20 protein-coding genes and 1 tRNA gene are annotated in these 23,787 nt (G+C 71.0%); 8 read left to right on the top strand and 13 right to left on the bottom strand.

Annotated elements, in window-relative coordinates:
- The first annotated feature begins 13 nt into the window (after positions 1-13).
- Positions 14-766, top strand: coding sequence for a class E sortase (locus OIB37_RS19280; RefSeq protein ID WP_330458845.1), 753 nt, complete (start codon positions 14-16; stop codon positions 764-766).
- Between the two features lie 101 nt (positions 767-867).
- Here the strand turns inward: OIB37_RS19280 and OIB37_RS19285 are convergent, their stop codons facing one another.
- The 7 genes from OIB37_RS19285 to OIB37_RS19315 form a co-directional block, all read right to left on the bottom strand.
- The gene (locus OIB37_RS19285; protein ID WP_330458846.1) at positions 868-1,917 is read right to left on the bottom strand and encodes a restriction endonuclease; all 1,050 of its coding nucleotides are present in this window, start codon (positions 1,915-1,917) and stop codon (positions 868-870) included.
- A gap of 196 nt (positions 1,918-2,113) precedes the next feature.
- Positions 2,114-4,105: a Stk1 family PASTA domain-containing Ser/Thr kinase gene (pknB, locus tag OIB37_RS19290; protein ID WP_330458847.1), complete on the bottom strand. Its 1,992-nt coding sequence runs from the start codon at positions 4,103-4,105 to the stop codon at positions 2,114-2,116.
- Between the two features lie 170 nt (positions 4,106-4,275).
- Positions 4,276-5,751 carry a peptidoglycan D,D-transpeptidase FtsI family protein gene (locus tag OIB37_RS19295; RefSeq protein WP_330458848.1) on the bottom strand — a complete coding sequence of 492 codons (1,476 nt, stop codon included), beginning with the start codon at positions 5,749-5,751 and terminating at the stop codon, positions 4,276-4,278.
- A 259-nt stretch (positions 5,752-6,010) separates the two neighbouring features.
- On the bottom strand, positions 6,011-7,483 hold the full coding sequence (locus tag OIB37_RS19300; RefSeq protein WP_330458849.1) for an FtsW/RodA/SpoVE family cell cycle protein: 1,473 nt from the start codon (positions 7,481-7,483) through the stop codon (positions 6,011-6,013).
- A 27-nt stretch (positions 7,484-7,510) separates the two neighbouring features.
- Complete coding sequence (locus OIB37_RS19305; protein ID WP_330458850.1) at positions 7,511-9,049, bottom strand: Stp1/IreP family PP2C-type Ser/Thr phosphatase; 1,539 nt, start codon at positions 9,047-9,049, stop codon at positions 7,511-7,513.
- A 140-nt stretch (positions 9,050-9,189) separates the two neighbouring features.
- The gene (locus OIB37_RS19310) at positions 9,190-9,729 is read right to left on the bottom strand and encodes an FHA domain-containing protein FhaB/FipA (RefSeq protein WP_330458851.1); all 540 of its coding nucleotides are present in this window, start codon (positions 9,727-9,729) and stop codon (positions 9,190-9,192) included.
- A 10-nt stretch (positions 9,730-9,739) separates the two neighbouring features.
- Positions 9,740-10,579, bottom strand: a complete 840-nt coding sequence (locus tag OIB37_RS19315) for a DUF3662 and FHA domain-containing protein (RefSeq protein ID WP_330458852.1) — start codon at positions 10,577-10,579, stop codon at positions 9,740-9,742.
- A 584-nt stretch (positions 10,580-11,163) separates the two neighbouring features.
- Here OIB37_RS19315 and OIB37_RS19320 point away from each other — a divergent pair.
- The 4 genes from OIB37_RS19320 to OIB37_RS19335 all read left to right on the top strand — a co-directional run bounded on the left by OIB37_RS19320 (position 11,164) and on the right by OIB37_RS19335 (position 14,725).
- A tRNA-Leu gene (locus tag OIB37_RS19320) sits at positions 11,164-11,247 on the top strand.
- A gap of 563 nt (positions 11,248-11,810) precedes the next feature.
- Positions 11,811-13,250, top strand: coding sequence for a DUF2252 domain-containing protein (locus tag OIB37_RS19325; RefSeq protein ID WP_443058279.1), 1,440 nt, complete (start codon positions 11,811-11,813; stop codon positions 13,248-13,250).
- 283 nt (positions 13,251-13,533) lie between these two features.
- Positions 13,534-14,346 (top strand): hypothetical protein, encoded by an 813-nt coding sequence (locus tag OIB37_RS19330; protein ID WP_330458854.1) that lies wholly within the window; start codon positions 13,534-13,536, stop codon positions 14,344-14,346.
- Between the two features lie 49 nt (positions 14,347-14,395).
- A complete protein-coding gene (locus OIB37_RS19335; protein ID WP_330461894.1) occupies positions 14,396-14,725 on the top strand; it encodes a rhodanese-like domain-containing protein in 330 nt (109 codons plus the stop codon).
- Between the two features lie 89 nt (positions 14,726-14,814).
- Here the strand turns inward: OIB37_RS19335 and OIB37_RS19340 are convergent, their stop codons facing one another.
- From OIB37_RS19340 to paaA, 5 genes are read right to left on the bottom strand one after another with little or no spacing between them, the layout of a single operon-like run.
- Complete coding sequence (locus tag OIB37_RS19340; RefSeq protein ID WP_330458855.1) at positions 14,815-15,879, bottom strand: 2Fe-2S iron-sulfur cluster-binding protein; 1,065 nt, start codon at positions 15,877-15,879, stop codon at positions 14,815-14,817.
- On the bottom strand, positions 15,879-16,445 hold the full coding sequence (gene paaD / locus OIB37_RS19345) for a 1,2-phenylacetyl-CoA epoxidase subunit PaaD (RefSeq protein WP_330458856.1): 567 nt from the start codon (positions 16,443-16,445) through the stop codon (positions 15,879-15,881). The genes OIB37_RS19340 and paaD overlap by 1 nt, the downstream gene beginning before the upstream one ends.
- Entirely contained in the window at positions 16,439-17,158 is a 720-nt protein-coding gene (gene paaC, locus OIB37_RS19350; protein WP_330458857.1) for a 1,2-phenylacetyl-CoA epoxidase subunit PaaC, read from the bottom strand. The genes paaD and paaC overlap by 7 nt, the downstream gene beginning before the upstream one ends.
- Complete coding sequence (paaB, locus tag OIB37_RS19355; protein WP_330458858.1) at positions 17,155-17,442, bottom strand: 1,2-phenylacetyl-CoA epoxidase subunit PaaB; 288 nt, start codon at positions 17,440-17,442, stop codon at positions 17,155-17,157. The genes paaC and paaB overlap by 4 nt, the downstream gene beginning before the upstream one ends.
- Complete coding sequence (gene paaA / locus OIB37_RS19360; RefSeq protein WP_330458859.1) at positions 17,439-18,467, bottom strand: 1,2-phenylacetyl-CoA epoxidase subunit PaaA; 1,029 nt, start codon at positions 18,465-18,467, stop codon at positions 17,439-17,441. The genes paaB and paaA overlap by 4 nt, the downstream gene beginning before the upstream one ends.
- An 817-nt stretch (positions 18,468-19,284) precedes the next feature.
- On the opposite strand from paaA, the gene OIB37_RS19365 reads away from it, so the two are divergent.
- Genes OIB37_RS19365 through OIB37_RS19375 form a run of 3 tightly spaced genes read left to right on the top strand, consistent with a single transcriptional unit; the run spans position 19,285 to position 21,964 of the window.
- Entirely contained in the window at positions 19,285-19,998 is a 714-nt protein-coding gene (locus OIB37_RS19365) for a DUF5819 family protein (protein WP_330458860.1), read from the top strand.
- The gene (locus OIB37_RS19370) at positions 19,995-21,212 is read left to right on the top strand and encodes an HTTM domain-containing protein (RefSeq protein WP_330458861.1); all 1,218 of its coding nucleotides are present in this window, start codon (positions 19,995-19,997) and stop codon (positions 21,210-21,212) included. Before OIB37_RS19365 ends, OIB37_RS19370 begins: the two co-directional genes overlap by 4 nt.
- On the top strand, positions 21,209-21,964 hold the full coding sequence (locus OIB37_RS19375) for a TrmH family RNA methyltransferase (protein ID WP_330458862.1): 756 nt from the start codon (positions 21,209-21,211) through the stop codon (positions 21,962-21,964). Before OIB37_RS19370 ends, OIB37_RS19375 begins: the two co-directional genes overlap by 4 nt.
- Here the strand turns inward: OIB37_RS19375 and paaN are convergent.
- Positions 21,961-23,652, bottom strand: a complete 1,692-nt coding sequence (paaN, locus tag OIB37_RS19380; RefSeq protein WP_330458863.1) for a phenylacetic acid degradation protein PaaN — start codon at positions 23,650-23,652, stop codon at positions 21,961-21,963. The two genes, OIB37_RS19375 and paaN, sit on opposite strands and share 4 nt — an antisense overlap.
- Positions 23,653-23,787: the final 135 nt, after the last annotated feature.

Raw genomic sequence — 23,787 nt, forward strand, 5'->3', positions numbered from 1 at the left:
GGGCTGAGGGACAGTGGCAGCGACCGCCGACGACACCGAAGAACACACGGACGCGTCCGACGCGCCGGCCGCCGGTCCTCGCCGGCGCCCCGGCCGTGTCGCTCTCGCGATCAGTGGTCTCGGTGAACTCCTCATCACGGTGGGCCTGGTGCTCGGCCTGTTCGTCGTCTACTCCCTGTGGTGGACGAACGTCGTCGCCGACCGCAAGGCGGACCGGCAGGCGGACCGGGTCCGCGACCACTGGGCCCACCCTGCCGACACCGGGCCCGGGGCGCTGGACACCAAGGACGGCATCGGCTTCCTGCACGTCCCGGCCATGCGCAACGGCGTGGTCCTGGTCGAGAAGGGCACGGACACGGACGTCCTCGACGACGGTGTGGCCGGCTACTACACGGACCCGGTGAAGGCCGCTCTGCCCATGACCGGCAAGAAGGGCAACTTCACCCTCGCCGCCCACCGGGACGGTCACGGCGCCAAGTTCCACAACATCGACAAGCTGGAGGAAGGCGACCCGATCGTCTTCGAGACCAAGGACGACTGGTACGTCTACAAGGTCTTCTCGATCCTCCCCGAGACCTCGAAGTACGACGTCAAGGTCCTCTCCCAGGTCCCCGAGGAGTCCGGCAAGGACAAGCCGGGCCACTACATCACCCTGACGACGTGCACGCCGGTGTACACCTCGCGGTACCGGTACGTGGTGTGGGGCGAGCTGGAGCGGGTGCAGCCGGTGGACAGCAAGCGGACACCGCCGAAGGAACTGCGGTGAGGTGACTGAAGGCCTTGCGGGCCCTCAGTCACCTAGCATGGCGGGGGCCCGAAGCCGCAACTTCTCCTTGCGGCTTCGGGCCCTTCTTTGCCGTGGGGGTGCTACTTCAGGACCGACAGCATTTCCCCAGCGCTCCACTTCTCCAGCTGCCCGCGGTGAACGGTGGTGATGCCGGCCTCGGCGGCGATGCTCTGGGCGTCGGGGGTGAAGCGGCAGGTCGTCACGTAGACGGCCACGTCCGAGGCGTACAGCACCTTGGCGGACCCGACGAACTTCTGGACCTCGGGGCTGGTGATCTGCAGGTGGGGCGCGAACCTCTTGCACTGGGCGACGAGGCGTCGGCCGTCGGTCGTGAGCGCGGTGATGTCGACGCCTCGGTCTCCGTGGCGGCCCAGCACGCAGACGCTGGTGCAGCCGTCGCGGCGCAGGAGAGTGGCGATGTGATGCTCGAACTCGCGGCCGCTCATGGCATCCATGGCGGCCATGACCCCGGCGAGGGCGCGATCCTCGCGGGGGCTCTCCAGCCTCCGGAGGCGGGCGTGGTGCTGCTGGAGCCGCCTCTCGATGTGCTGGACGCCTGATCGGAGCGCGATCATCTCCCTGCGGTGCTCGCCCGACGTTTCGATCAGGGCGTTGAACATGGGGACGACGGTCTTGCCGAGGACCTGGGCGATGCGTTGGTCGATGCGGTCGTCGAGGGAGAGGTGATCGGTCCGGGCGAGGTTTTCCGCGGGCTGGGTCCGCGCCAGGTACTCCATGTCGAGCAGGTACGTGCGGACCTGGCGAGCGACTTCACTGTCACGGAGGAGCATGGCGACGTTGAGTACGGCTCGTCGGGACCAGACGGCCAGGCTGGAGCGGGGCTGTGGGCAACCGTTGTTTTGGGAACTCAAGTTGAGTTCCTTGAATTCTCGCAGCTCAGGACCGCGAAGTACGCGGAGCCCGTTGGACTCGAGCTCCTCCCTGTGACGGCTGAGCAGATTGTTGATCACGGTGTCGGCAACCTCGAAGTACACCGCCACCATCGCTGTCGTCACGTGCACCCCGTCCGGCAGCAGTGACAGCGCCTTCACCCTGTCGAGTACGTCCGTGCGGTCCAGCACGCTGTTGCGCAGGGTCTTGGACTCCAGCAGAGCCGTTTGGTCGATCATGTTCCGCCCCTTCACCCGTCTCGTGGCCGTACGGCCGGGGCAGCGACTCGATTCCCCACCCCATCCGATCAACTAGTCGTGACATATGAAGACACGATCGACGTGCGTACTGGAGTGTGGGGAAGTCGTACAAGCAGTGAGCCCCTGCCGGGACATCCCGGCAGGGGCTCACTGCTTGTACGAGTGGTGCGGGGCGTCAGCCGCCGCCTCCGAAGAAGCCGCCGTTTCCGTTGCCGCCGCCTTGGGGTACGGCGAGCACGGTGACGGTGTCACCCCTGTTGACGGTGGTGCCGGCGGGCGGGGTCGAGTTGCCGACGATCTTGGCGTTCTCGTCCTGGACGCCGCCCGCGACGTTCAGCCCGAGGCCCAGGGCCTGAAGCGTGGCCCTGGCGTCCTTGACGCTGCTGTTCTCAAGCGGCGGGACCTGTACCTGCTGCCCGGCCTGTACCTGGGCGACGGTGATCGCGATGGGCGTGTTCTTCTTGACCGGGTCGCCCGCCTTCGGGTTGGTGCTCTGCACCTTGCCGTTCTGGGCCGGGTCCGTCACCGTCGTGTCGGGGGTGCAGGTCCCTGCCGGTGCCAGGCCCTTCTGCTGCAGTGTGGCCCTGGCCTGGTCACAGGTCTGGCCGGCGACGTCGGGGACGCTGATCAGTTCTTCGGCCTTGGCGACCGTGAGGACGATCTTGGTGCCCTTCTCGACCTCCTGGCCGAGGCGCAGGCTCTGCTCCAGGACCGTGCCGGGCTGCTCCGAAGAGACACGGTCCTTCCTCACCACGTTGAACTGGTACTTGTTGCTTTCCAGCTGCGTCTTGGCGGAGTCGAAGCTCTGGCTCACGACACTCGGTACGACGACCTTCGGCGCGCCCGTCGACACCACCAGCGAGATGGTGTCGCCCTTCTTGACCTCGGCGGGGTACGCGGGGTCCTGGGAGCAGACCTTGCCCTTGGGCTGGTCGTCGCAGGGGCGGCGGGTGGGGTCGGCCAGGGTGAGTCCGCTGTTCTCGGCCATCTTCCGGGCGTCCGGGAGGCTGCTGCCGACGAAGTTCGGGACCTTGAAGGGCTTGTCGTTGTTGTGGCCGGTAACCACGTACTTGCCGATGAGGATCGCGCCGACGAGGACCAGGACGCCCGCGACCACGAGGAGGATCGTGGAGGTGTTGTTCTTCTTCTGCTGCGGGCGTCGCCGGCCGGGGCGGTCGTCGTAGCCGTAGCCGCCGTCGTCGGGGTTCATCGGCGGGAGCATCGTCGTCGCTCCGCCGCCCGGCTCCTGGCGCAGGGCCGTCGTCGCCTGTTCGTCGGGGTAGCCGACGTAGCCGACCGAGTTCATCGTGGCGGTCGCCGCGACCGGCTGGCCGTCGAGGCAGGCCTCGATGTCCAGGCGCATCTCGTCGGCGGACTGGTAGCGGTAGTTCGGGTCCTTGACCAGTGCCTTGAGGACGATGGCGTCCATCTCGGGGGTGATCTCGGGGTCGAACACGCTCGGCGGCTGGGGCTCCTCGCGGACGTGCTGGTAGGCCACGGCCACGGGGGAGTCGCCGACGAAGGGCGGTCGTACCGTGAGCAGCTCGTAGAGGAGGCAGCCCGTGGAGTACAGGTCCGAGCGGGCGTCGACCTGCTCGCCCTTGGCCTGCTCCGGGGAGAGGTACTGGGCGGTGCCGATGACGGCCGCGGTCTGGGTCATGGTCATGCCGGAGTCGCCCATGGCGCGGGCGATGCCGAAGTCCATGACCTTGACCTGGCCGTTGCGCGTCAGCATGACGTTGGCCGGCTTGATGTCACGGTGGACGATGCCCGCGCGGTGCGAGTACTCCAGGGCCTGGAGGATGCCGATGGTCATCTCCAGGGTCCGCTCGGGCAGCAGCTTGCGGCCGGAGTGGAGCAGCTCACGGAGCGTGGAGCCGTCGACGTACTCCATCACGATGTACGGGATCGAGACCCCGTCGATGTAGTCCTCGCCCGTGTCGTAGACCGCGACGATCGCGGGATGGTTGAGCGAGGCGGCCGACTGGGCCTCACGGCGGAACCGGGCCTGGAAGGACGGATCGCGCGCGAGGTCCGCGCGCAGCGTCTTCACTGCCACGGTGCGGCCGAGGCGGGTGTCATGGGCGAGGTAGACCTCCGCCATGCCACCGCGGCCGAGCACGTGGCCCAGTTCGTACCGGCCGCCTAGGCGACGCGGCTCTTCCATAGCTACCTACCAGCCCTCTCCGTCGGTCCCGGCCGGCACGGTGTGTGCGGTCGGAGGCTGCCGTCCGGGCCTACCGTACCCGGCTCTGTTTGTGTGACCTGGCCAAGCCCGTAACCCGATACAGGACCGGTATCCCAACGTGCGCGTATGTGAAGGCGACGTGATCGGGCTCACTTCTTGGAGTTGATGACCGCCTCCATCACGCTCTTCGCGATCGGGGCGGCGAGGCCGCCGCCGGAGATGTCGCCGCGGTTGGCGTTGTCGTCCTCGATGACCACGGCGACCGCGACGGGCGAGCTGCCGTCGGAGAGCTTGGCGAAGGAGATGAACCAGGCGTAGGGGTTCTCGCTGTTCTCGACGCCGTGCTGGGCGGTACCGGTCTTGCCGCCGACGGTGGCGTCGGAGAGCTGCGCGTTCTTGCCGGTGCCGTCCTTGACGACGGTCTCCATCATCGACTGCAGGATCTGGGCGTTCCCCGGGGTCAGCGGCCGGCTCATCTCGGTCGGCTTGGTCTGCTCGACCGGGTCCAGGTTGGAGGACTGCAGCTCGTCGACCATGTAGGGCTTCATCAGCTTGCCGTCATTGGCGACCGCGGAGGCGACCATGGCCATCTGCAGCGGGGTGGCGGCGGTGTTGAACTGGCCGATGGAGGACAGTGCGGTCTGCGAGGTGTTCATCTTGTCGGGGAACACCGACGCGGCGGAGCGGACCGGGATGAACTGCTCGTCGGTGAAGCCGAACTTCTTCGCCTCGGCGAGCATCTTGTCGTTGCCGAGGTCGGCGCCGATCTTGCCGAAGACGGTGTTGCAGGAGAACTGCAGCGCGACGCGCATGGTCGCGTTGTGGCAGGGGATGTTGCCCTCGTTCTCCAGCGGCTTGGTGGTGCCGGGCATGATCCACGGCAGCGGCGAGTCGGTGGGCTGGTCGGCGGAGGGGTACTTGCCGTTCTCCAGCGCGGCCGCGGCGGTGACCACCTTGAAGGTGGAGCCCGGCGGGTAGGTCTCGCGCAGCGCCCGGTTCAGCATCGGGTCGGAGGGGTCGTTCTTCTTCTGGAGCTTGTTCCACGCGGCTGCGTCGCCGTTGCGGTCACCGGAGAAGGACGAGGGGTCGTACGAAGGGTAGGAGGCCAGCGCCAGGATCTTGCCGGTGGAGGGCTCCAGGGCGACGACGGCTCCCTTGGCGCCACGGGCCTTGAGGCCGGCGAACGCGGCCTTCTGCGCGGCGGCGTTGAGGGTGGTGACGACGTTGCCGCCCTGCTTGGGCTTGCCGGTGATCATGTCGAGGGTGTTGCGGAAGAACAGCCGGTCGTCGTTGCCGGTGAGGATGCCGTCGTCGATCTTCTCGAGCTGGCTGGCGTCGAAGGCCTGAGAGGAGTAGCCGGTGACCGGGGCCCACATGGGCCCGTTCTTGTAGGTGCGCTTGTACTTGTAGTCGCCGGCCTTGCTCACCGTCGATCCCGTTATCGGGTTGCCGTCGACGATGATGTCGCCGCGCGGGGAGGCGTAGCGCTCGATGGCCACGCGGCGGTTGGCCGGGTCGGTACGCAGCTTGTCGGCCTGGGCGTACTGGAGCCAGTTGTCGCGGATCAGCAGTGCCAGGACGAGAAGTCCGCAGAAGATCGCGATGCGGCGCAGGGGCTTGTTCACGTCCGGCCTTTCCACAAGCTGACAGGGGCGCCTGTCGCTTCAGTCTCTCGGTGTCGCTGGTGCTGGCGCTCGTCCTCGGCCGCCCACAGTCTAGGGGCAGTGCCTGTGCGGGCGGTCGGACCGGCCGGGGCAACTGGCCGGTGGCCCCGGTCACTTCGCCGGCCTGTGCCGTTCGCCACTCCGCCCGCCCGGGGCGCGGCCGCTTGGACGCGCCCCGGGCGGGCGGTGGTGGAGAGAGTCGTGCCGGGGGTGCTCACGGTCACTCCGCGGTGGGGCCGGAGCTGCCGGGCCGCACGATCTGGGTCATCTCCGCGTCGGGACTGGCGGCGGGAGTGGGCGCGGGGCGGCGGGCCGTGTCGCTGATGCGGATGAGGACGCCGATGAGGGCCCAGTTGGCGATGACGGAGGAACCGCCGTAGGCGATGAAGGGCATCGTCATACCGGTCAGCGGGATGAGTCCCATCACGCCGCCGGCCACGACGAACACCTGGAGCGCGAAGGCGCCGGACAGGCCGATGGCGAGGAGCTTGCCGAACGGGTCGCGGGCGGCGAGGGCGGTGCGCACGCCGCGTTCCGCGATCAGGCCGTAGACGAGCAGGATCGCCATGATGCCGGCGAGGCCGAGTTCCTCGCCGAAGGTGGCGAGGATGAAGTCGGAGTTGGCGGCGAAGCGGATCAGCTCCGAGTGGCCCTGGCCGAGGCCGGTGCCCAGGGTGCCGCCGGAGCCGAACGCCCACAGGGCCTGCTGAGCCTGCTCGGAGTGGAGGATGCCGTCGTGGGTGACGATGCGGCTGAGCTTGTACTCGCGCATCGGGTCGAGCCACGCCTGGACACGCGTCTGGACGTGCGGCTCGAAGCTGGCCACGCCGACGGCGCCCGCAGCGGACATCAGCAGACCGAAGACGATCCAGCTGGTCCGCTCGGTGGCGACGTACAGCATGATCACGAACATGCCGAAGAACAGCAGCGAGGTGCCGAGGTCGGTCTCGAAGACGAGGATGAGGATCGAGATCGCCCAGACGACGAGGATCGGTCCGAGGTCGCGACCGCGCGGCAGGTAGATGCCCATGAAGCGGCGGCTGGCGAGCGCGAGCGCGTCGCGCTTCACCATCAGGTAGCCGGCGAAGAAGATCGCGAGGACGATCTTGGCGAACTCGCCGGGCTGGATGGTGAAGCTGCCGATCTGAATCCAGATCTTGGCGCCGTAGGTGAGGTCGGCGCCGAGGCCGGGGATCAGGGGGAGCAGCAGCAGGACCACCGCGCCCACCATGGAGATGTAGGTGTAGCGCTGCAGCGTGCGGTGGTCCTTGAGGAAGATCAGCACGACGACGAAGAGGACGATGCCCAGGGCCGTGTAGATCAGCTGGTTGGTCGCCTTGCCGCCGGCCTGGCCGATGGACTGCAGCAGCTTGGACTGGTCCAGCCGCCAGATGACGACCAGGCCGAGCCCGTTGAGCAGGGTGGCCAGCGGCAGCAGCAGCGGGTCCGCGTACGGGGCGAACTTCCGTACGGCGATGTGGGCGACGCCGGCCAGCAGGCCGAGGCCCAGCCCGTACCCGAGCAGCCCGGTGGGCACCTCGTCGTTGAGGGCGAGGCCCACGTTGGCGTAGGCGAACACCGGGATGACCACCGCGAAGATCAGCAGGGCCAGCTCGGTGTTGCGGCGGCTCGGCGCACCGATCGAGCCGATCGTGGACGTGTGGTGCGTCGGCGTGTTCGTAGTACTGCTCATCGTGTGACGGGGCCTCTCACGGCTTGCTTACTGCTTGCCGCACTGATCGACGACCTTCTGCTCATCCTCGGACAGGCTCGGGCCGGGCCTGGGCGCGGTGGTCGCGGGCGGGGTCGGGGACTTCGAGGACGTCGGGCCGGTGGCCGACGGGTTCGGGGTCGGCGACGCCTTGGACGTGAGGGAGGTGCGGGTGGTTCCCGTGACCCCTGTGGCCTTGTCCGTGCCGCTCTTCTGCGTGTTCTGGGCCGCCGCGTGGTCGGCGGCCGTGCGTTCGGCCTGCTTCCTGCACGCGGAGGCCTGCAGGGACAGCACGTCGATCTTCGTCCGGGCCTGGTCCAGTCCGCCCGCCGCGATCGTGTTCTTGACCTGCTTCTGCTGGTAGGACGGCAGGTACTTGAGTTCGATCTCGGGGTGGTCCTTCTCCACCTTCGACAGCGAGACCCAGGCCAGGTTCTGGCTGATCCCGCGGTAGAGGGCGACGTGGCTGCCGTTGGTGCCGACGTAGTACTGCGTCTGGGTCCAGCGGTAGCCGCCGTAGAGGCCGCCGCCGATGACCGCGAGGGCGAGGGCGCTGTAGAGCGTTCCCTTCAGCCACTTGCGGCCCTTGCGGGGCTTGGTGAAGTTCTCGTCCTGGTAGCCGTCGAAGTCGCCGTCGGGGACGAAGCCGGTGGTGTCGCCGGAGCCGGGCGGGCCGAACTCGCCGCCGCCCTGGCGGCCGAGGTGGGAGGCGCGGCCGGCCGGGGTCTGCATGATGCCGTTGTCGTGCAGGTGGTGCTGGTTCTCGGCGACGGCGCCGACCACGACCGGGGTGTCGGAGAGCTGTGCGGCGAGGGTGTCTCCGGTGTCCAGGTCGAGGACGTCGGCGACGATCACGGTGATGTTGTCGGGGCCGCCGCCGCGCAGCGCGAGCTGGATCAGCTCCTGCACGGTCTCCTGCGGGCCCTGGTAGCTGGCGAGGGTCTCCTCCATCGTCTGGTGGGAGACGACGCCGGACAGGCCGTCGGAGCAGATCAGGTAGCGGTCGCCGGCCCGGACCTCGCGGATGGACAGGTCGGGCTCGACGTGGTCGCCGCTGCCCAGCGCGCGCATCAGCAGGGAGCGCTGCGGGTGGGTGGTGGCCTCTTCCTCGGTGATGCGGCCCTCGTCGACCAGACGCTGCACCCAGGTGTGGTCCTGGGTGATCTGGGAGAGGACGCCGTCGCGCAGCAGGTAGGCGCGCGAGTCGCCGACGTGGACGAGGCCGAGTCGCTGTCCGGTCCACAGCAGGGCGGTGAGCGTGGTGCCCATGCCCTCGAGCTGGGGGTCCTCCTCGACCATGGCGCGCAGCTGGTCGTTGGCGCGCCGTACGGCGTGGCTGAGGGAGGTGAGGATGTCGGAGCCGGGCACGTCGTCGTCGAGCGTGACCAGGGTGGAGATCACTTCGGAGGAGGCGACCTCGCCGGCCGCCTGGCCGCCCATGCCGTCGGCGATGGCGAGCAGGCGGGGACCGGCGTAACCGGAGTCCTCGTTGCCCTCCCGGATCATGCCCTTGTGCGATCCGGCGGCGAAGCGCAGTGACAGACTCATGCGCACCTCGCCAGTCGGCTCCGGGTACAGCCGGTCGTGTCGAGCCACACTGCCCACCCTCCGGTCGGGAGCGCGCCGGGGGCCGGGGTGTGGCCCGCCGTCGCGCGCTCGCTCCGCTCGCGCTCACTCATGACGTAGCACTACTTCCGCAGCTCGATGACGGTTTTGCCGATGCGGATCGGCGCGCCCAGCGGGATCGGTGTGGGGGTCGTCAGCCGGGACCGGTCCAGGTACGTGCCGTTCGTGGAGCCGAGGTCCTCGACGATCCACTGGCCGTCGCGGTCGGGGTAGATCCTGGCATGCCGGCTGGAGGCGTAGTCGTCGTCCAGCACGATCGTGGAGTCGTGCGCGCGGCCCAGGGTGATGGTCTGGCCCTGGAGCGCGACGGTGGTGCCGGTCAGGATGCCCTCGCTCACCACCAGCTTGCTGGGAGTGTTGCGGCCTCGGCGGCCGCCGCTCTGCTGCGCGCGCTGCTGGCCGCGCTGCTGCGGCGGCGCGGACTGCTGCCGGGCGGCCGGCTGCGGTCGTGCCGCGTCCCGGCGGTTGCCGCGTTGCGGTCCCCGCTGGGTGACACGCGTACCGAACAGGTCGCTGCGGATGACCTGCACGGCCACGATCACGAACAGCCACAGTACGGCCAGGAAACCCAGCCGCATGACCGTGAGGGTCAGCTCTGACATTGCCCCCGCTTCACCCTTCGGCTTGCCGGTAAATGATGGTGCTGCTGCCCACGACGATCCGCGAGCCGTCGCGGAGCGTAGCGCGGGTGGTGTGCTGCCCGTCCACCACGATGCCGTTGGTGGAGCCGAGATCCTGGATCGTCGAGGGCGTTCCGGTCCGGATCTCACAGTGCCGGCGGGAGACGCCGGGGTCGTCGATCCGCACGTCGGCCTCGGTGCTGCGGCCCAGCACCAGGGTCGGGCGGGAGATCTGGTGGCGGGTGCCGTTGATCTCGATCCAGTAGCGGGTGCGTCCGCCGCTCGTCGGGGCGGTCGCGGGCTGCTGGGCTGCGGGCGGGGGGTAGCCGTAGCCGCCGGGGGGCGGCGAGGACGGCATGGGGGGCGCTCCGGCGGGCGGATAGCCGTATCCGCCCTGGGCGCCGCCTCCCGCGGGTCCGGGCCTGCCGGCCGGGGCCGAGGGGGCCTGCTGGTCGCTGGAGCCGGCCAGGGTGCGGCTGCGCACCCGGTACAGGCCGGTGTCCAGGTCGTCGGCCTTCTCCAGGTTGACCTTGATCGGACCCATGAAGGTGTAGCGCTGCTGTTTGGCGTAGTCGCGCACCATGCCGGCCAGCTCGTCGCCGAGCTGTCCGGAGTAGGGGCTGAGGCGCTCGAAGTCCGGCGTGCTCAGCTCCACGATGAAGTCATTGGGTACGACCGTGCGGTCGCGGTTCCAGATCGTGGCGTTGTTGTCGCACTCGCGCTGGAGCGCGCCGGCGATCTCCACGGGCTGGACCTCGGACTTGAACACCTTGGCGAAGGTGCCGTTGACCAGACCTTCGAGACGCTGCTCGAACTTCTTCAGGACTCCCATGGGGCACCTCCTCCGTCGTGGCCGTTCTGCCGTGCCTACTGATCGTATCTACGCGCCCGGCATTCAGCCGGTTCCCCGAGCGGCTCCCGTTTGAACTCTGCCAGGGATCGTAGATGCGGTCGGAACCCAGTGTCCCGCACCCGGGGGTGCACCCGGACCTCCTCCTGGGGAGATGGGCGGGACCGGTACGAGGTTGATACGTGAACCGACGTTCTTCGAGATGTGGCGACGGACACTCCGCGGGGCCGGCGGGGCGGGGGTGCCGGGGGTGCGGTGCGGGGGCGGAACCGGGGAGAAAAGAGGAGGGAGGGGGGAGGGAGAGAGGGGGGAGCGATGGATGGGGCGCGAGCAGGGGTGAGGGGGAGAGGGCGGACGTCGTCGGGTGGACGGCGGGGCGCTGACGGGCGGGTGGGGCGCGGACGGGAAGCGGGTGACGGCGGGTGCGGGACGGCGCGGGCCGGGCGGGGGCAGGGCAGTGGTCGGGGGGAGAGAAGGGATGTGAATCCACCCCGTACGACGTGCTAATGTTCTGCATGTCGGAAGGGGCCAGCCCGAAAGGGAAGAAGCCGGAAGACACGCCCAATGCGCGGGTGGCGGAATAGGCAGACGCGCTGGATTCAGGTTCCAGTGCCCGAAAGGGCGTGGGGGTTCAACTCCCCCCTCGCGCACAGAATCAGAGGGCCCACCGTATTCACGGTGGGCCCTCTGCTGTGTTCCCGGGCGGCCGCGCCGGAGGCCCCCGCGCTGGGAGCGGGTCGAGGTGTGAGTGCCTCGCGGGCGTTTGCGATGTGACGAGTCTCTCAGTCCTTTCCGGTCCGGCAAGGGCCCGGTGACGGTCCGGCGATGGTCCGCGGATCCGGGGACTGTTTCCACTTCTGAGCTGGTGTGCGGGCCTGTTGGGTTCCGGGCAGTGAGCCGGCCGACGGCGGGTCCGGAAGGCTTTCCAAGGGTGAGCCGGCGCTTCGTGACGACCGGAACCCGTTTTCCCCAAGGGGATTCAAAGGGGATTCAAGGGGGGCACAGTCCATCGGCGCGGCCTGGAGGCCGCGATGGCTGTCGGCGCATTCCGTCCTCGCGGGGCCGGTCCGGCACCGGGACGCTCACCTGCCTTGTGGGGAAGCGCACTTGGGGCCACGGCATGACGTGTTTCCGCCACCGGCGCTACGGTTCGGCACGAGTTCAGGTGCGCGTGTACGAGTGCGGGAAGGCGGTCGCGGTGACCGGTGCCGGTGTGGAAGTGGAAGCGGAAGCGGGAGTGGCGGAGACGGCCGGGCGGGGGGCCGAGGTGGGCCGGCTGCCCCGGATACGCGGCTTCGCCCAGTGGCCCCAGCCCGGCTCGCCGAAGGAGCAGGGCAAGGCGCTCAGGACCGCCGTGCCGCGCGACGCCCACCGCACCCTCGACCTCGACGACGCGCGCCCGGACGCGGTCGCCGCGGTCGAGGGGTCCAACACCGGCCGCATACCCGCACTGACCCCGATCCGGGTGGGCCGGATGGCGGCCACCCCCTTCGCCTTCCTGCGCGGCTCGGCCGGCCTCATGGCGTACGACCTCGCGCGCACCCCCATGACCGGGATCGGCACCCAGATATGCGGTGACGCGCACGCCGCCAACTTCGGGCTGTACGGCGACGCCCGCGGCGGCCTGGTCATCGACCTCAACGACTTCGACGAGACCGTGCACGGCCCCTGGGAGTGGGACCTGAAGCGGCTCGCGGCCTCGCTGGTGCTGGCGGGCCGGGAGGCGGGCGCCGACGAGGACACCTGCCGCGCGGCCGCCCAGGACGCGGCCGGCGCCTACCGGCGCACCATGCGGCTCCTCGCCAAGCTGCCCGTGCTGGACGCGTGGAACGCCATCGCGGACGAGGAACTCGTCTCCCACACCGACGCCCACGACCTGCTCGGCACCCTGGAGCGGGTCGCGGAGAAGGCACGGGCCAACACCAGCGGCCGGTTCGCGGCCAAGTCGACCGAGCGGCTGGAGGACGGCGGACGCCGCTTCGTCGACGCTCCCCCGGTGCTGCGCCGGGTCCCGGACGCCGAGGCCGCCGCCGTCGCCGCCTCCCTGGAGTCGTACCTGACGACGCTCTCCGCGGACCGGCTGCCGCTGCTGGCCCGGCACGCCGTGCACGACGTCGCTTTCCGGGTGGTCGGCACCGGCAGCGTCGGCACCCGGTCGTACGTGGTGCTGCTGCTGGACCACCGCGGCGAGCCCCTGGTGCTCCAGGTGAAGGAGGCCCGCCCCTCCGCGCTGGTCCCGCACCTGGCCGCGGCCGGGTTCGAGCCGCCGGCCGCCGGGCACGAGGGGCGCCGGGTGGTCCTCGGGCAGAAGCGGATGCAGGTCGTCAGCGACAACCTGCTGGGCTGGACGACGGTCGACGGACGGCCGTTCCAGGTACGGCAGTTCCGCAACCGCAAGGGCAGCGTCGACCCCGCCGCCCTCGCCGCCGACCAGGTCGACGACTACGGCCGCATGACCGGAGCCCTGCTCGCCCGCGCCCACGCCCACAGCGCCGACCCCCGCCTGATCGCCGGGTACTGCGGCAAGAACGAGGAGCTGGACGAGGCGGTCGCCGCCTTCGCCGTCGCCTACGCCGACCGCACCGAGGCCGACCACGCGGAGTTGGTGACCGCGGTGCGGTCAGGACGGATCGCGGCCGAGTCGGGCGTGTGAGGGCCGGCGGGAGGCTCGGGTGGGCCGGCGGGAGGCTTGGGTGCCGGTGGGAGCTGGACGCGGGCCGGTGGGAGGTGTGTGCGGGCCGCTGGGGCGGCGTGTGGTGGGTGAGGGGCTTTGTGCGGGTGCTGGACTGCGGGGGTGGCTGGCCCGGGGGCGGTAAGGGTGGGCGCGGGCGAAGCGTGGGGACGTGCGGGCCGAGCGGGCCGTGGGGGCGTGGCGCCGGTCCGCCGAGTCCGGCCGGAACGGCCGACGCGTTCCGGCCGTGGCCTACGCTGTCCGGGTGACGACCCCGGAAGCTGAGCAGTCCCAGACACCGCGGCCCGAGGAGCGGCTGGAAAAGGCCGTACGCGCCGCCGAGCAGGCGTTGATCGAGTTCGAGATCGCTGTCGAGACCTTCCGTGTCGAGGTCGAGAACTTCTCCCGGCTGCACGATCAGAAGCTCGGCCCGCTCTACTCCCACATCGAGGAGCTGGACGCCCAGATCGCCGAGGCGAGGGCCGCCCGCACCGGCGACCCCGAGGACATCCGGCGTGCCGAGGAGGCCCGCGCCCACGTCCAGCCGATCCCCGGCGTGGAGGAGCTGCTGCACGGCTGGATGGACGGCCACGGCCTGTTCCCGGAGGCCGCCGCGATGCTCACCGAACAGGCCGTTCGTCCGCCCCAGCGGGTCCGGCCCGGCGAGGAGGCCCGCAAGCTCTACCGCGAGCTGGCACGCAGCGCCCACCCCGACCTCGCCCAGGAGGAGAAGGAACGGCTGCGGCGTGAGGAGTTCATCACCCGCGTCAACTCCGCCTACGCGCGCGGCGACGTGGCCCTGCTGAAGGAGCTGGCCGCGGAGTGGGCCGCGGTCCCGGTGCAGCCCGAGCGGCCGCCGAGCCCCAGCGAGGAGCTGTACGCCCGCCTCGAATGGCTCTCCGAGCGCAAGGAGCTGCTCACCCTGGTCGCCCGCGAGCTGGAGAACGGTGCGATCGCCGGCATGCTGCGGCTGGCCCCGGACGACCCCGACGGCCTCCTGGACGAGATCGCCGGGAAGCTGCTCGCCGACATCCACCAGCGGGAGACCGAGCTGGCCGGGCTGCACGGGCAGGGGTGACTCCCGGCCCGCTTCGGGTAGCGTCGGAGACATGCGTTTCGGAGCTGGTGTGCCCACGGTCGAGGTCACGGACCTCAAGGACGACGACTTTCTGCTGGACGTCCGCGAGGACGACGAGTGGCAGGCGGGTCATGCCGCGGGCGCGCTGCACATCCCCATGAGCGAGTTCGTCGCCCGGTACGGCGAGCTGACCGAGGCCGCCCCGCAGGACGGCCGGGTCAACGTGATCTGCCGCTCCGGCGGCCGCTCGGCCCAGGTCACGATGTACCTGGGCCAGCAGGGCATCGACGCCGTGAACGTCGGCGGCGGCATGCAGGCCTGGGAGTCGGCCGGCCGCCCCGTGGTCACGGACGACGGGCAGCCCGGCTTCGTTCGATAGCCGGCTGAGCGGAGCCCGGCTGAGCGGAGCCCGACCGAGCGGGACCCGACCGGCCTTCGGTTCGGTCCCGGCTCAGCCCCGGCCGGGTCTCAGCGGTCGAAGTCCAGCTCCACCGACTCCGTCACCGGGTGCGACTGGCACGCCAGCACGTACCCGGCCTCCGTCTCCTCCGTCTCCAGCGCGAAGTTGCGGTCCATGCGGATCTCGCCGGAGACGAGGAAGGCCCGGCAGGTGCCGCACACGCCGCCCTTGCAGGCGTAGGGGGCGTCGGGCCGGTTGCGCAGGACCGTGTCCAGCAGCGACTCGCCGTCCTGGACCGGCCAGGTGCCGCCGCGTCCGTCGAGCCGGGCGGTGACGGTGCTGTGCGCGGGCGCCTGTCCGGTGGCCGCCGGCGCCGAACCCCCGTCCACGTGGAAGATCTCCTGGTGGATCCGGGTCCGGTCCACGCCCAGCCCGCGCAGCGCCTCCTCCGCGCCCTGCACCAGCCCGTACGGCCCGCACAGGAACCATCCCGCCACCTGGTCCACCGGCAGCAGCGCGGGCAGCAGTCCCGCGAGCCGCTCCCGGTCCAGCCGTCCGGACGGCAGGCCCGCCTGCTGTTCCTCCCGGGAGAGCACGGTCACCAGCTGCAGGCGTTCCGGATAGCGGTCCTTCAGATCCGCGACCTCTTCCAGGAACATCGTCGAGGCCGCCGTGCGGTCGCCGCGTATCAGGCAGAAACGGGCCTCCGGCTCCCGTGCCAGCAGCGTGGCGACGATCGACAGCACCGGGGTGATGCCGCTGCCGCCGACGACCGCCGCGTACCAACCCGGGGCCGGGTCCAGCGTGAAGCGGCCGGCCGGGGTCATGACCTCCAGCTCGTCCCCGACGCCGATCTCCTTCAGCGCGTACGTCGAGAAGGCACCGCCGTCGACCAGCCGCACGCCCACCCGCAGGGTGCCGGGGCCCGCACCGGCCGGGTCGGGGGCCGGGGAACAGATCGAGTAGGTACGCCGTATCTCGACGCCGTCCGCGCTGCGCCGCAGGGTGAGGTGCTGGCCGGGCGCGTGCCGGTACTCCTCCCGCAGCTCGGGCGGGACGGTGAGGGTGAGGGCGACGGAGTCATCGGTGAGCCGGTCGACCGCGGCCACGGGGAGCGGGTGGAAGCGTGCCATCACAACTCCTTGAAGTGGTCGAAGGGTTCACGGCAGCCGAGACAGCGGCGCAGCGCCTTGCAGGCGGTGGAGGAGAACCTGCTCAGCAGCTCGGTGTCGGCGGACCCGCAGTGCGGGCAGCGCACCGGGTCGGGCTGTCCCGCTTCTTCCGTGGCGGTGTGCGCCGAGGTGGTGTGCGCAGGGGTGGTGCGGGTCGGTCCCAGGGACACGGCGACCGGACCGGGGTCGTGGTGTTCGCGTGGGGGAGCGATGCCGAACTCCTGGAGTTTGCGGCGCCCTTCGGGGGTGATGTCGTCGGTCGACCAGGCGGGCGCGAGCACCGTGCGGACGGTGACCTCACGCATGCCGTGGGCGCGCAGCACCCGCTCGATGTCCATGCTCATCGCCTCGATGGCGGGGCAGCCGGTGTAGGTCGGGGTCAGATCGACCTCCACCGCGCCGGTGTCGGCGACGTGCACCGCGCGCAGGACGCCGAGCTCCTGGAGGGTGAGCACGGGCAGTTCGGGGTCGGGTACCGAACCGGCCAGCTCCAGCAGCTCCGCCTCCAGGGCGGTGGCGGTCACCATGACGCTCCCGGGTGGCTGCGGTGCAGATGCTGCATCTCGGCGAGCATCCGCCCGAAGGACTCGGTGTGCAGGCCCTGCCGGCCCGCGCCCGCCGCCCAGGCGCCGGTGCGCGGCCCTTCGGGCACGGTCAGGGTGGCCCGGCCGAGTATGTCCGCCACCGACTCCGTCCAACGGGCCTCCATGGCCTGCCAGTCGACGTCCACGCCCTCGACCGGCTGGAACATCTCGCCGGTGAACCGCCACAGCGCCGCGCAGGCCCGACCCATCCGTTCCTGGCTGAGGGCGGTGCCGTCGCCGAGCCGCAGGGTCCACTGCTCGGCGTGGTCGCGGTGGTAGGCGACCTCCTTGACGGCCTTTGCGGCCAGCGGGGCGAACGGCCCGTCTCCGGCGGCGAGTTCCGCGTACAGCAGGTGCTGGTAGGTGGAGAAGTACAGCTGGCGGGCGATGGTGTGGGCGAAGTCGCCGTTCGGCTGCTCGACCAGCTGGAGGTTGCGGAAGGCGCGTTCCTCGCGCAGATAGGCCAGGTCGTCCTCGTCGCCTGCCATGGAGAGCAGGATGCGGGCCTGGCCGAGGAGGTCGAGGGCGATGTTGGCGAGGGCGACCTCCTCCTCCAGGACGGGGGCGTGCCCGGCCCACTCCCCCAGGCGGTGGGAGAGCACCAGGGCGTCGTCGCCGAGGGCGAGCGCGGCGGTCGCGGGGACGGTCGCGGTCACAGGTGCTTCACCCCTTCCGGGATGTCGTAGAAGGTCGGGTGCCGGTAGGGCTTGTCGGCGGCCGGCTCGAAGAACGGGTCCTTCTCGTCGGGCGAGGAGGCGGTGATCACGGCGGCCGGGACGACCCAGATCGAGACGCCTTCGCCGCGCCGGGTGTACAGGTCGCGGGCGTTGCGCAGGGCCAGCTCCGCGTCGGGGGCGTGCAGGCTGCCGGCGTGGGTGTGGGAGAGGCCGCGCCGGGAGCGCACGAAGACCTCCCACAGGGGCCAGTCGGTGTTCGTCATGCTCGCCTCTCTCCTGTCGCACCGGTGGTTCCGGTGTGCTTGGCCGCGTAGGCCGCGGCCGCCTCCCGTACCCAGGCGCCCTCGTCGTGTGCGCGGCGGCGCTGGGTGATCCGCTGCTCGTTGCACGGGCCGTTGCCCTTGAGGACCTCCCAGAACTCCGTCCAGTCGATCGCTCCGAAGTCGTGGTGCTCCCGTTCCTCGTTCCACCGCAGGTCGGGGTCGGGGAGGGTGAGGCCGAGGGACTCGGCCTGGGGGACGGCGATGTCGACGAAGCGCTGGCGCAGCTCGTCGTTGGAGTGGCGCTTGATCTTCCATTCCATCGACTGCGCGGAGTGCAGCGACTCGTCGTCGGGCGGGCCGAACATCATCAGCGAGGGCCACCACCAGCGGTCGACGGCGTCCTGCGCCATCGCGTGCTGTTCCGGGGTGCCGTTGCTGAGGGCGAGCAGCAGCTCGTAGCCCTGGCGCTGGTGGAAGGACTCCTCCTTGCAGATCCGCACCATGGCGCGCGCGTACGGGCCGTAGGAGCAGCGGCACAGCGGGACCTGGTTGGTGATCGCGGCGCCGTCCACCAGCCAGCCGATGGCGCCGACGTCGGCCCAGGTCAGCGTGGGGTAGTTGAAGATCGAGGAGTACTTCTGGCGGCCGCTGTGCAGCTTGTCGAGCAGTTCTTCGCGGCCGGTGCCGAGGGTCTCGGCGGCGCTGTACAGGTACAGGCCGTGGCCGGCCTCGTCCTGGACCTTGGCCATCAGGATCGCCTTGCGGCGCAGGCTGGGGGCCCGGGTGATCCAGTTGGCCTCCGGCTGCATGCCGATGATCTCGGAGTGCGCGTGCTGGGCGATCTGCCGGACGAGGGACGCGCGGTAGGCGTCGGGCATCCAGTCGCGCGGCTCGATGCGCTCGTCCGCGGCGACGGCGGTGTCGAAGGCGTGCTGGTAAGCCGCCGTGTCGTCGGCGGTGCCTGGTGCCCCGGCTGCCCCGTCCGCCTGTGTGCGGGCCGTGCCGGGCGCGGCTGCTGTGGCCATGCGGTCCCCCTGACCTCGGGCTCTGCGTGGAACACGTCCCGACCGATCGTTCGGTCCGTGCGCATCAATGGTGTGCCGGGCCGCGGTCGGGTGTCAACCGCTGTGGAAAACGCCCAGGGAAACGCGGAAAAGGCTGCGGGCCGCCTGTGGACAACTCCGCCGCACCGGGGACCGTGACTGCGGCACGGCGGGGATCGCGGGAGGTGAGAGAGGTGAGGTGGGGCCCCGCCCGGCAGGGGCGGCGGGCGCGGGCGACGTCGCACGGGGGCGCTGCCCGCGGGCCGCACGGGGATGCCGCGAGTCGTCGCGGGGCGCCGCGTGCCGAACGGCGTGGTGAGGGCGACGGCTTCCGGGCCGTACCCGGGGCTGCGCCCGGCGGGCCCCGCTGAGTACCGTTCCGTGCGAGCGCCGACCAAGGGGGCGCTCGTGGGTCATGAGGCGCCTGTGCCGGGCGGCCGGACGACAGAGCGGAAACGGGGGACGGGCCGGAATGGACGCGTACGAAGAGGACGCGCGGGCCCCGCGCGGGCCGGACGGCCCGCGCGGGCTGACCGGGACGGCCGAGGCGGACACGACGGCCGACGCGGACGAGAGGGCCGAGGCGGCGGCGAAGACGGCTGAGGCGACAGGGGCGGCTGGGGTGGCTGGCGCGGCTGGGACGACTGAGACGGCTGGGTCGCGGTCCCTGGAGGATTCCGGGGACTCCGAAGGACCGCAGGACGGCATCGCCCCGCCCGCCGACGGCCCGGGCACGGGTGACTCGGCGTCCTCAGCGGCTTCGGCCTCTTCGGCCTCTTCGGCGGCCTCGGCGTCATCCGTGTCTCTCGCGTCGACCGGGTCCCCCGCGTCGCCGGAGCCCTCCGTACTTCACGGCGACGGCGACGGCGCCGGCATCGCCGCGCTCTCCCGTCCCTACCGGGTCGCCGCCGCGGTGGTGCTCGCGGCGGTCGCCGTCACCACGTGTGTGCACCTCGGCATGGTGTTCCTGAGTCTCGCGCCGGCGAACACGGTGACCAAGAAGCACGGCAAGGTCGTCGAGGACTGGGTCTACCCGGAGTTCGAGCAGAACTGGAAACTGTTCGCCCCCAATCCGCTCCAGCAGAACATCGCCGTCCAGGCGCGCGCCAAGGTGCGGACGAAGGGCGGCGGCCTGTACACCACCGGCTGGTACGACCTCTCCGCGCAGGACGGTGCCGCGATAGACGGCAACCTCGCGCCCAGCCACACCCAGCAGAACCAGCTGCGCCGCGGCTGGGACTTCCTCGTCGCCACGCACGGCACGGACGACCGGTTCGTGGGCGTGCGCGGCGCGCTCGCCGAGCACTACGTGCGCCGGATCGTGGTGATGCGCCTGTACCGCGGCGACACACTCGGCAAGGAGGGCGTCATACAGAGCGTCCAGGTCCGTTCCCGAACCACCAATGTGCGGCCGCCCGCCTGGAGCGGCGAGAAGATCTCCGTGAAGCCCGTCTACCGGATGCTGTCCTGGTGGACGGTGCCCGGCGACGAGGCCGCGGGAGGTGTGCGGTGAACCGGTTCTCCCTGACGCTCTCGCGCGGCATAGCCCGCGTCACCGGATCGGCCCTGGGCCCGTACCAGAGCGCCGTGATCCGCATCGGCTTCGCCGCGACCTGGCTGCTGTTCCTGCTGCGTGAGTTCACCCACCGCCAGGACCTGTACGGTCCCGACGGTCCCTGGAGCTGGGGACTCGCCCAGCGCCTGATCTCCGACAACCACGCCTTCACGGCCCTGATGTGGTTCGAGGGCCGGTTCTGGTTCGAGACCTGCTACGCGCTGGCCGTCCTCGCCGGTGTGGCCCTGCTGCTCGGCTGGCGCACCCGGACCGCCTCGGTGCTGTTCATGGTCGGGGTGCTGTCGCTGCAGAACCGCAGCGTCTTCGTGGGGGACGGCGGCGACAACGTCCTGCACCTGATGTCGATCTACCTGGTGTTCACGCGCTGCGGCCGGGTGTGGTCGCTGGACGCGCGACGGGCGGCCCGTGCCGAGGCGGCACGCGCGCGCGGGGAGTGCGTTCCCGCGGACCGGGTGGGCCCGGCGCTGTGGGTGGTGCTCGGCCTGGCGTTCGGCGGGGTGACGCTGGCGGGCCGGTCCGGGGGAGGCTGGCTGGTGCCGGCGCTGCTGTGGACCGTGTGGGTGGGGCTCGGCCTGTGGTGGGCCGTCGGACGCTGGGCGAAGTCCCCGCAGCCGCGGATGCTGCTGGAGGTGGTCGCCGACGTCCTGCACAACGGCGCCCTCGCGGTGATCATGGCGGAGGCCTGCCTGATCTACGCCACCGCCGGCTGGTACAAGATCCAGGGGTCGCGCTGGCAGGACGGCACCGCCGTCTACTACCCGCTCCACCTGGACTACTTCTCGCCTTGGCCGGCCCTCGCGGACCTGATGTCCTCCAGCGGCACGATGATGATGATCGCGGCCTACGGGACGGTCATGGTGCAGGTCGCCTTCCCGTTCACGCTGTTCAACCGGCGGGTCAAGAACGTCCTGCTGGTGCTGATGATGACCGAGCACGCCGTGATCGCGGTCGTGCTCGGGCTGCCTTTCTTCTCGCTGGCGATGATCACCGCGGACGCGGTGTTCCTGCCGACGGCGTTCCTGCTGCTCCTCGGTGGCTGGGTGGCCCGCGCGCGCGGGCGGCTGTTCCGGCGTGGCGAGGGGGACCGCACGCTGCCGTCGCCCCGTGCCCCGGAGGAGAGCGGCGCAGGACGCGTAGGGTTCACCGCATGACCGACCCCCTGATCAGCTGGCGTGAGTGCGCCGGCAGCGCAGTGCTGCTCGACGGCTTCCACGCCCTCAAGCACGCGCTGCGCTTCGGGGCGGAGGTGCGGATGGCGGTCGCCACCGACCGGCGTGCGGCGCTCGCCCTCGCCGACGAGCTGGCCGGGGACGTCCGGGACAGGCTGGACGCGCTGCTGACGCAGGTGTCCGCGGAGGCGTACGCCTCCCTCGTGCCGCGTCCCCATCCGACCGGGGTGGCGGCGCTCGCCGTACGGCCGTCCCGCGAGGCCAATCTGCGGACGCTGGCCCACACCCCGCGCACCGCCCCCGTGGTGGTCCTCGACGACCCGCGCAACCTCGGCAACGCGGGCGCCGTGATCCGGCTGGCCGCCGGCTTCGGCGCGACCGGGGTGGTCACCACGGGCACGCTCGACCCCTGGCATCCCACGGTGGTGCGCGGCGGGGCGGGGCTGCACTTCGCGACCGCCGTGGAGCGGCTCGACGTCGGCGAACTGCCTTCCGGGCCGCTGTTCGCCCTCGATCCGGAGGGCGACGACATCCGGGGCGTCAAGCTGCCCGACGACGCCGTGCTGGCGTTCGGCTCGGAGCGCAGCGGCCTGTCGGCGGAGCTGCGCGCGCGAGCGGATCATCTGCTGGCGCTGCCGATGCGCCCCCAGGTCTCCAGCTACAACCTGGCCACCAGTGTGGCCATGACGCTGTACCACTGGAGTGCGTCCGGGGGCGCACCCTCGGCTTCCTAGGCGTCGCGGCGGACCTCGACGACGCGGAAGCGGTTCGCCACGAACGCGCCGTCGGTGAGGGCCGCGTTCGCCGCCGGGTTGCCGCCCGAGCCATGGAAGTCGGAGAAGGCGGCGGTCTGGTTCACGTAGACCCCGCCGGTCAGGTTGAGCGACAGCTGGGCGGCCTCCTCCAGGCACACCTCCTCGATGGCCCGGGCGACCTCCGGGTCGGTGGTGTACGCGCCGACCGTCATCGCGCCCTTCTCGCGGACCGTGCGGCGCAGCAGCTCCACCGCGTCGGCCACCGAGGCGACCGCGACGGCGAAGGAGACCGGGCCGAAGCACTCGCTCATGTAGGCGGCCTCGGCGTCCGGCTTGGCGCCGTCCAGCTTGACGACGACGGGGGTGCGCACGACCGCGTCCGGGAACTCCGGGTTGGTGATCTCGCGGGAGGCGAGGGCGACGTCGCCGAGTCCGGACGCCGCTTCCAGGCGGGCCTTGACGTCCGGGTTGACGATCGCGCCCAGCAGGGCGTTGGCGCGCGCGTCGTCGCCGAGCAGGCCGTCGACCGCGCGGGCGAGGTCGGCGGTCACCTCGTCGAAGGTCTTGTGGCCCTCGTCGGTGCGGACGCCCTCGCGCGGGATCAGCAGGTTCTGCGGGGTGGTGCACATCTGGCCGCTGTACAGGGACAGCGAGAACGCCAGGTTGGACAGCATCCCCTTGTAGTCGTCGGTGGACTCCACGACGACCGTGTTGACGCCGGCCTTCTCGGTGTAGACCTGCGCCTGGCGCGCGTTGGCCTCCAGCCAGTCGCCGAAGGCGGTGGAGCCGGTGTAGTCGATGATCCGGATCTCGGGGCGGGTGGCGAGCGTCTTGGCGATGCCCTCGCCGGGCCGCTCGGTGGCCAGCGCGACCAGGTTCGGGTCGAAGCCGGCCTCGGCGAGCACCTCCCGGGCGACCTGGACGGTCAGCGCGAGCGGCAGCACCGCGCGCGGGTGGGGCTTGACCAGGACCGCGTTGCCGGTGGCCAGGGAGGCGAACAGGCCCGGGTAGCCGTTCCAGGTCGGGAAGGTGTTGCAGCCGATGACCAGGCCGATGCCGCGCGGGACCGGAGTGAACGTCTTGGTCAGCGCCAGCGGGTCGCGCTTGCCCTGCGGCTTGGACCACTCCGCCGTGCCGGGCGTGCGGACCTGCTCCGCGTACGCGTACGCCACCGCCTCCATGCCGCGGTCCTGGGCGTGCGGGCCGCCGGCCTGGAACGCCATCATGAAGGCCTGGCCGCTGGTGAGCATGACCGCGTGCGCGAACTCGTGCGTGCGGTCGCTGATCCGCTTCAGGATCTCCAGGCAGACCGCCGCGCGCAGCTCCGCTCCCGCGTCCCGCCAGGCGCGCTGTCCCGCCTTCATCGCGGGCAGCAGCGCGTCGACGTCCGCGTGCGGGTAGGTCACGCCCAGCTCGACGCCGTACGGCGAGACCTCGCCGCCGACCCAGTCGTCGGTGCCGGGCTGGCCGAGGTCGAGACGGGTGCCGAGGACGGCGTCGAAGGCGGCCTTGCCGGCGGCCGCGTCCAGGCTGCCGTGCTCGCCGTACGCCTTGGGGTGCTCGGGGTGGGGGGACCAGTACGCGCGCGTGCGGATCGCTTCCAGGGCCTGGTCGAGAGTGGGCCGGTGCTTCGCGATCAGTTCGTGGGGGGTCGGCTGGGCGGTCATGCGGGACCAACTCCTCGTCTGCAGAACTCGTCTTCGAGTTCATGACCTGGGCGGAAACGGAGAAAGCACAGCGGGATCGAGCGGTCAGAGCTAGAGTAACCGAACGATCGGTCGGGACAAGGGGGTCCGCCGCAT

The organism is Streptomyces sp. NBC_00820, assembly GCF_036347055.1.
In the GTDB taxonomy this organism is placed as follows: domain Bacteria; phylum Actinomycetota; class Actinomycetes; order Streptomycetales; family Streptomycetaceae; genus Streptomyces.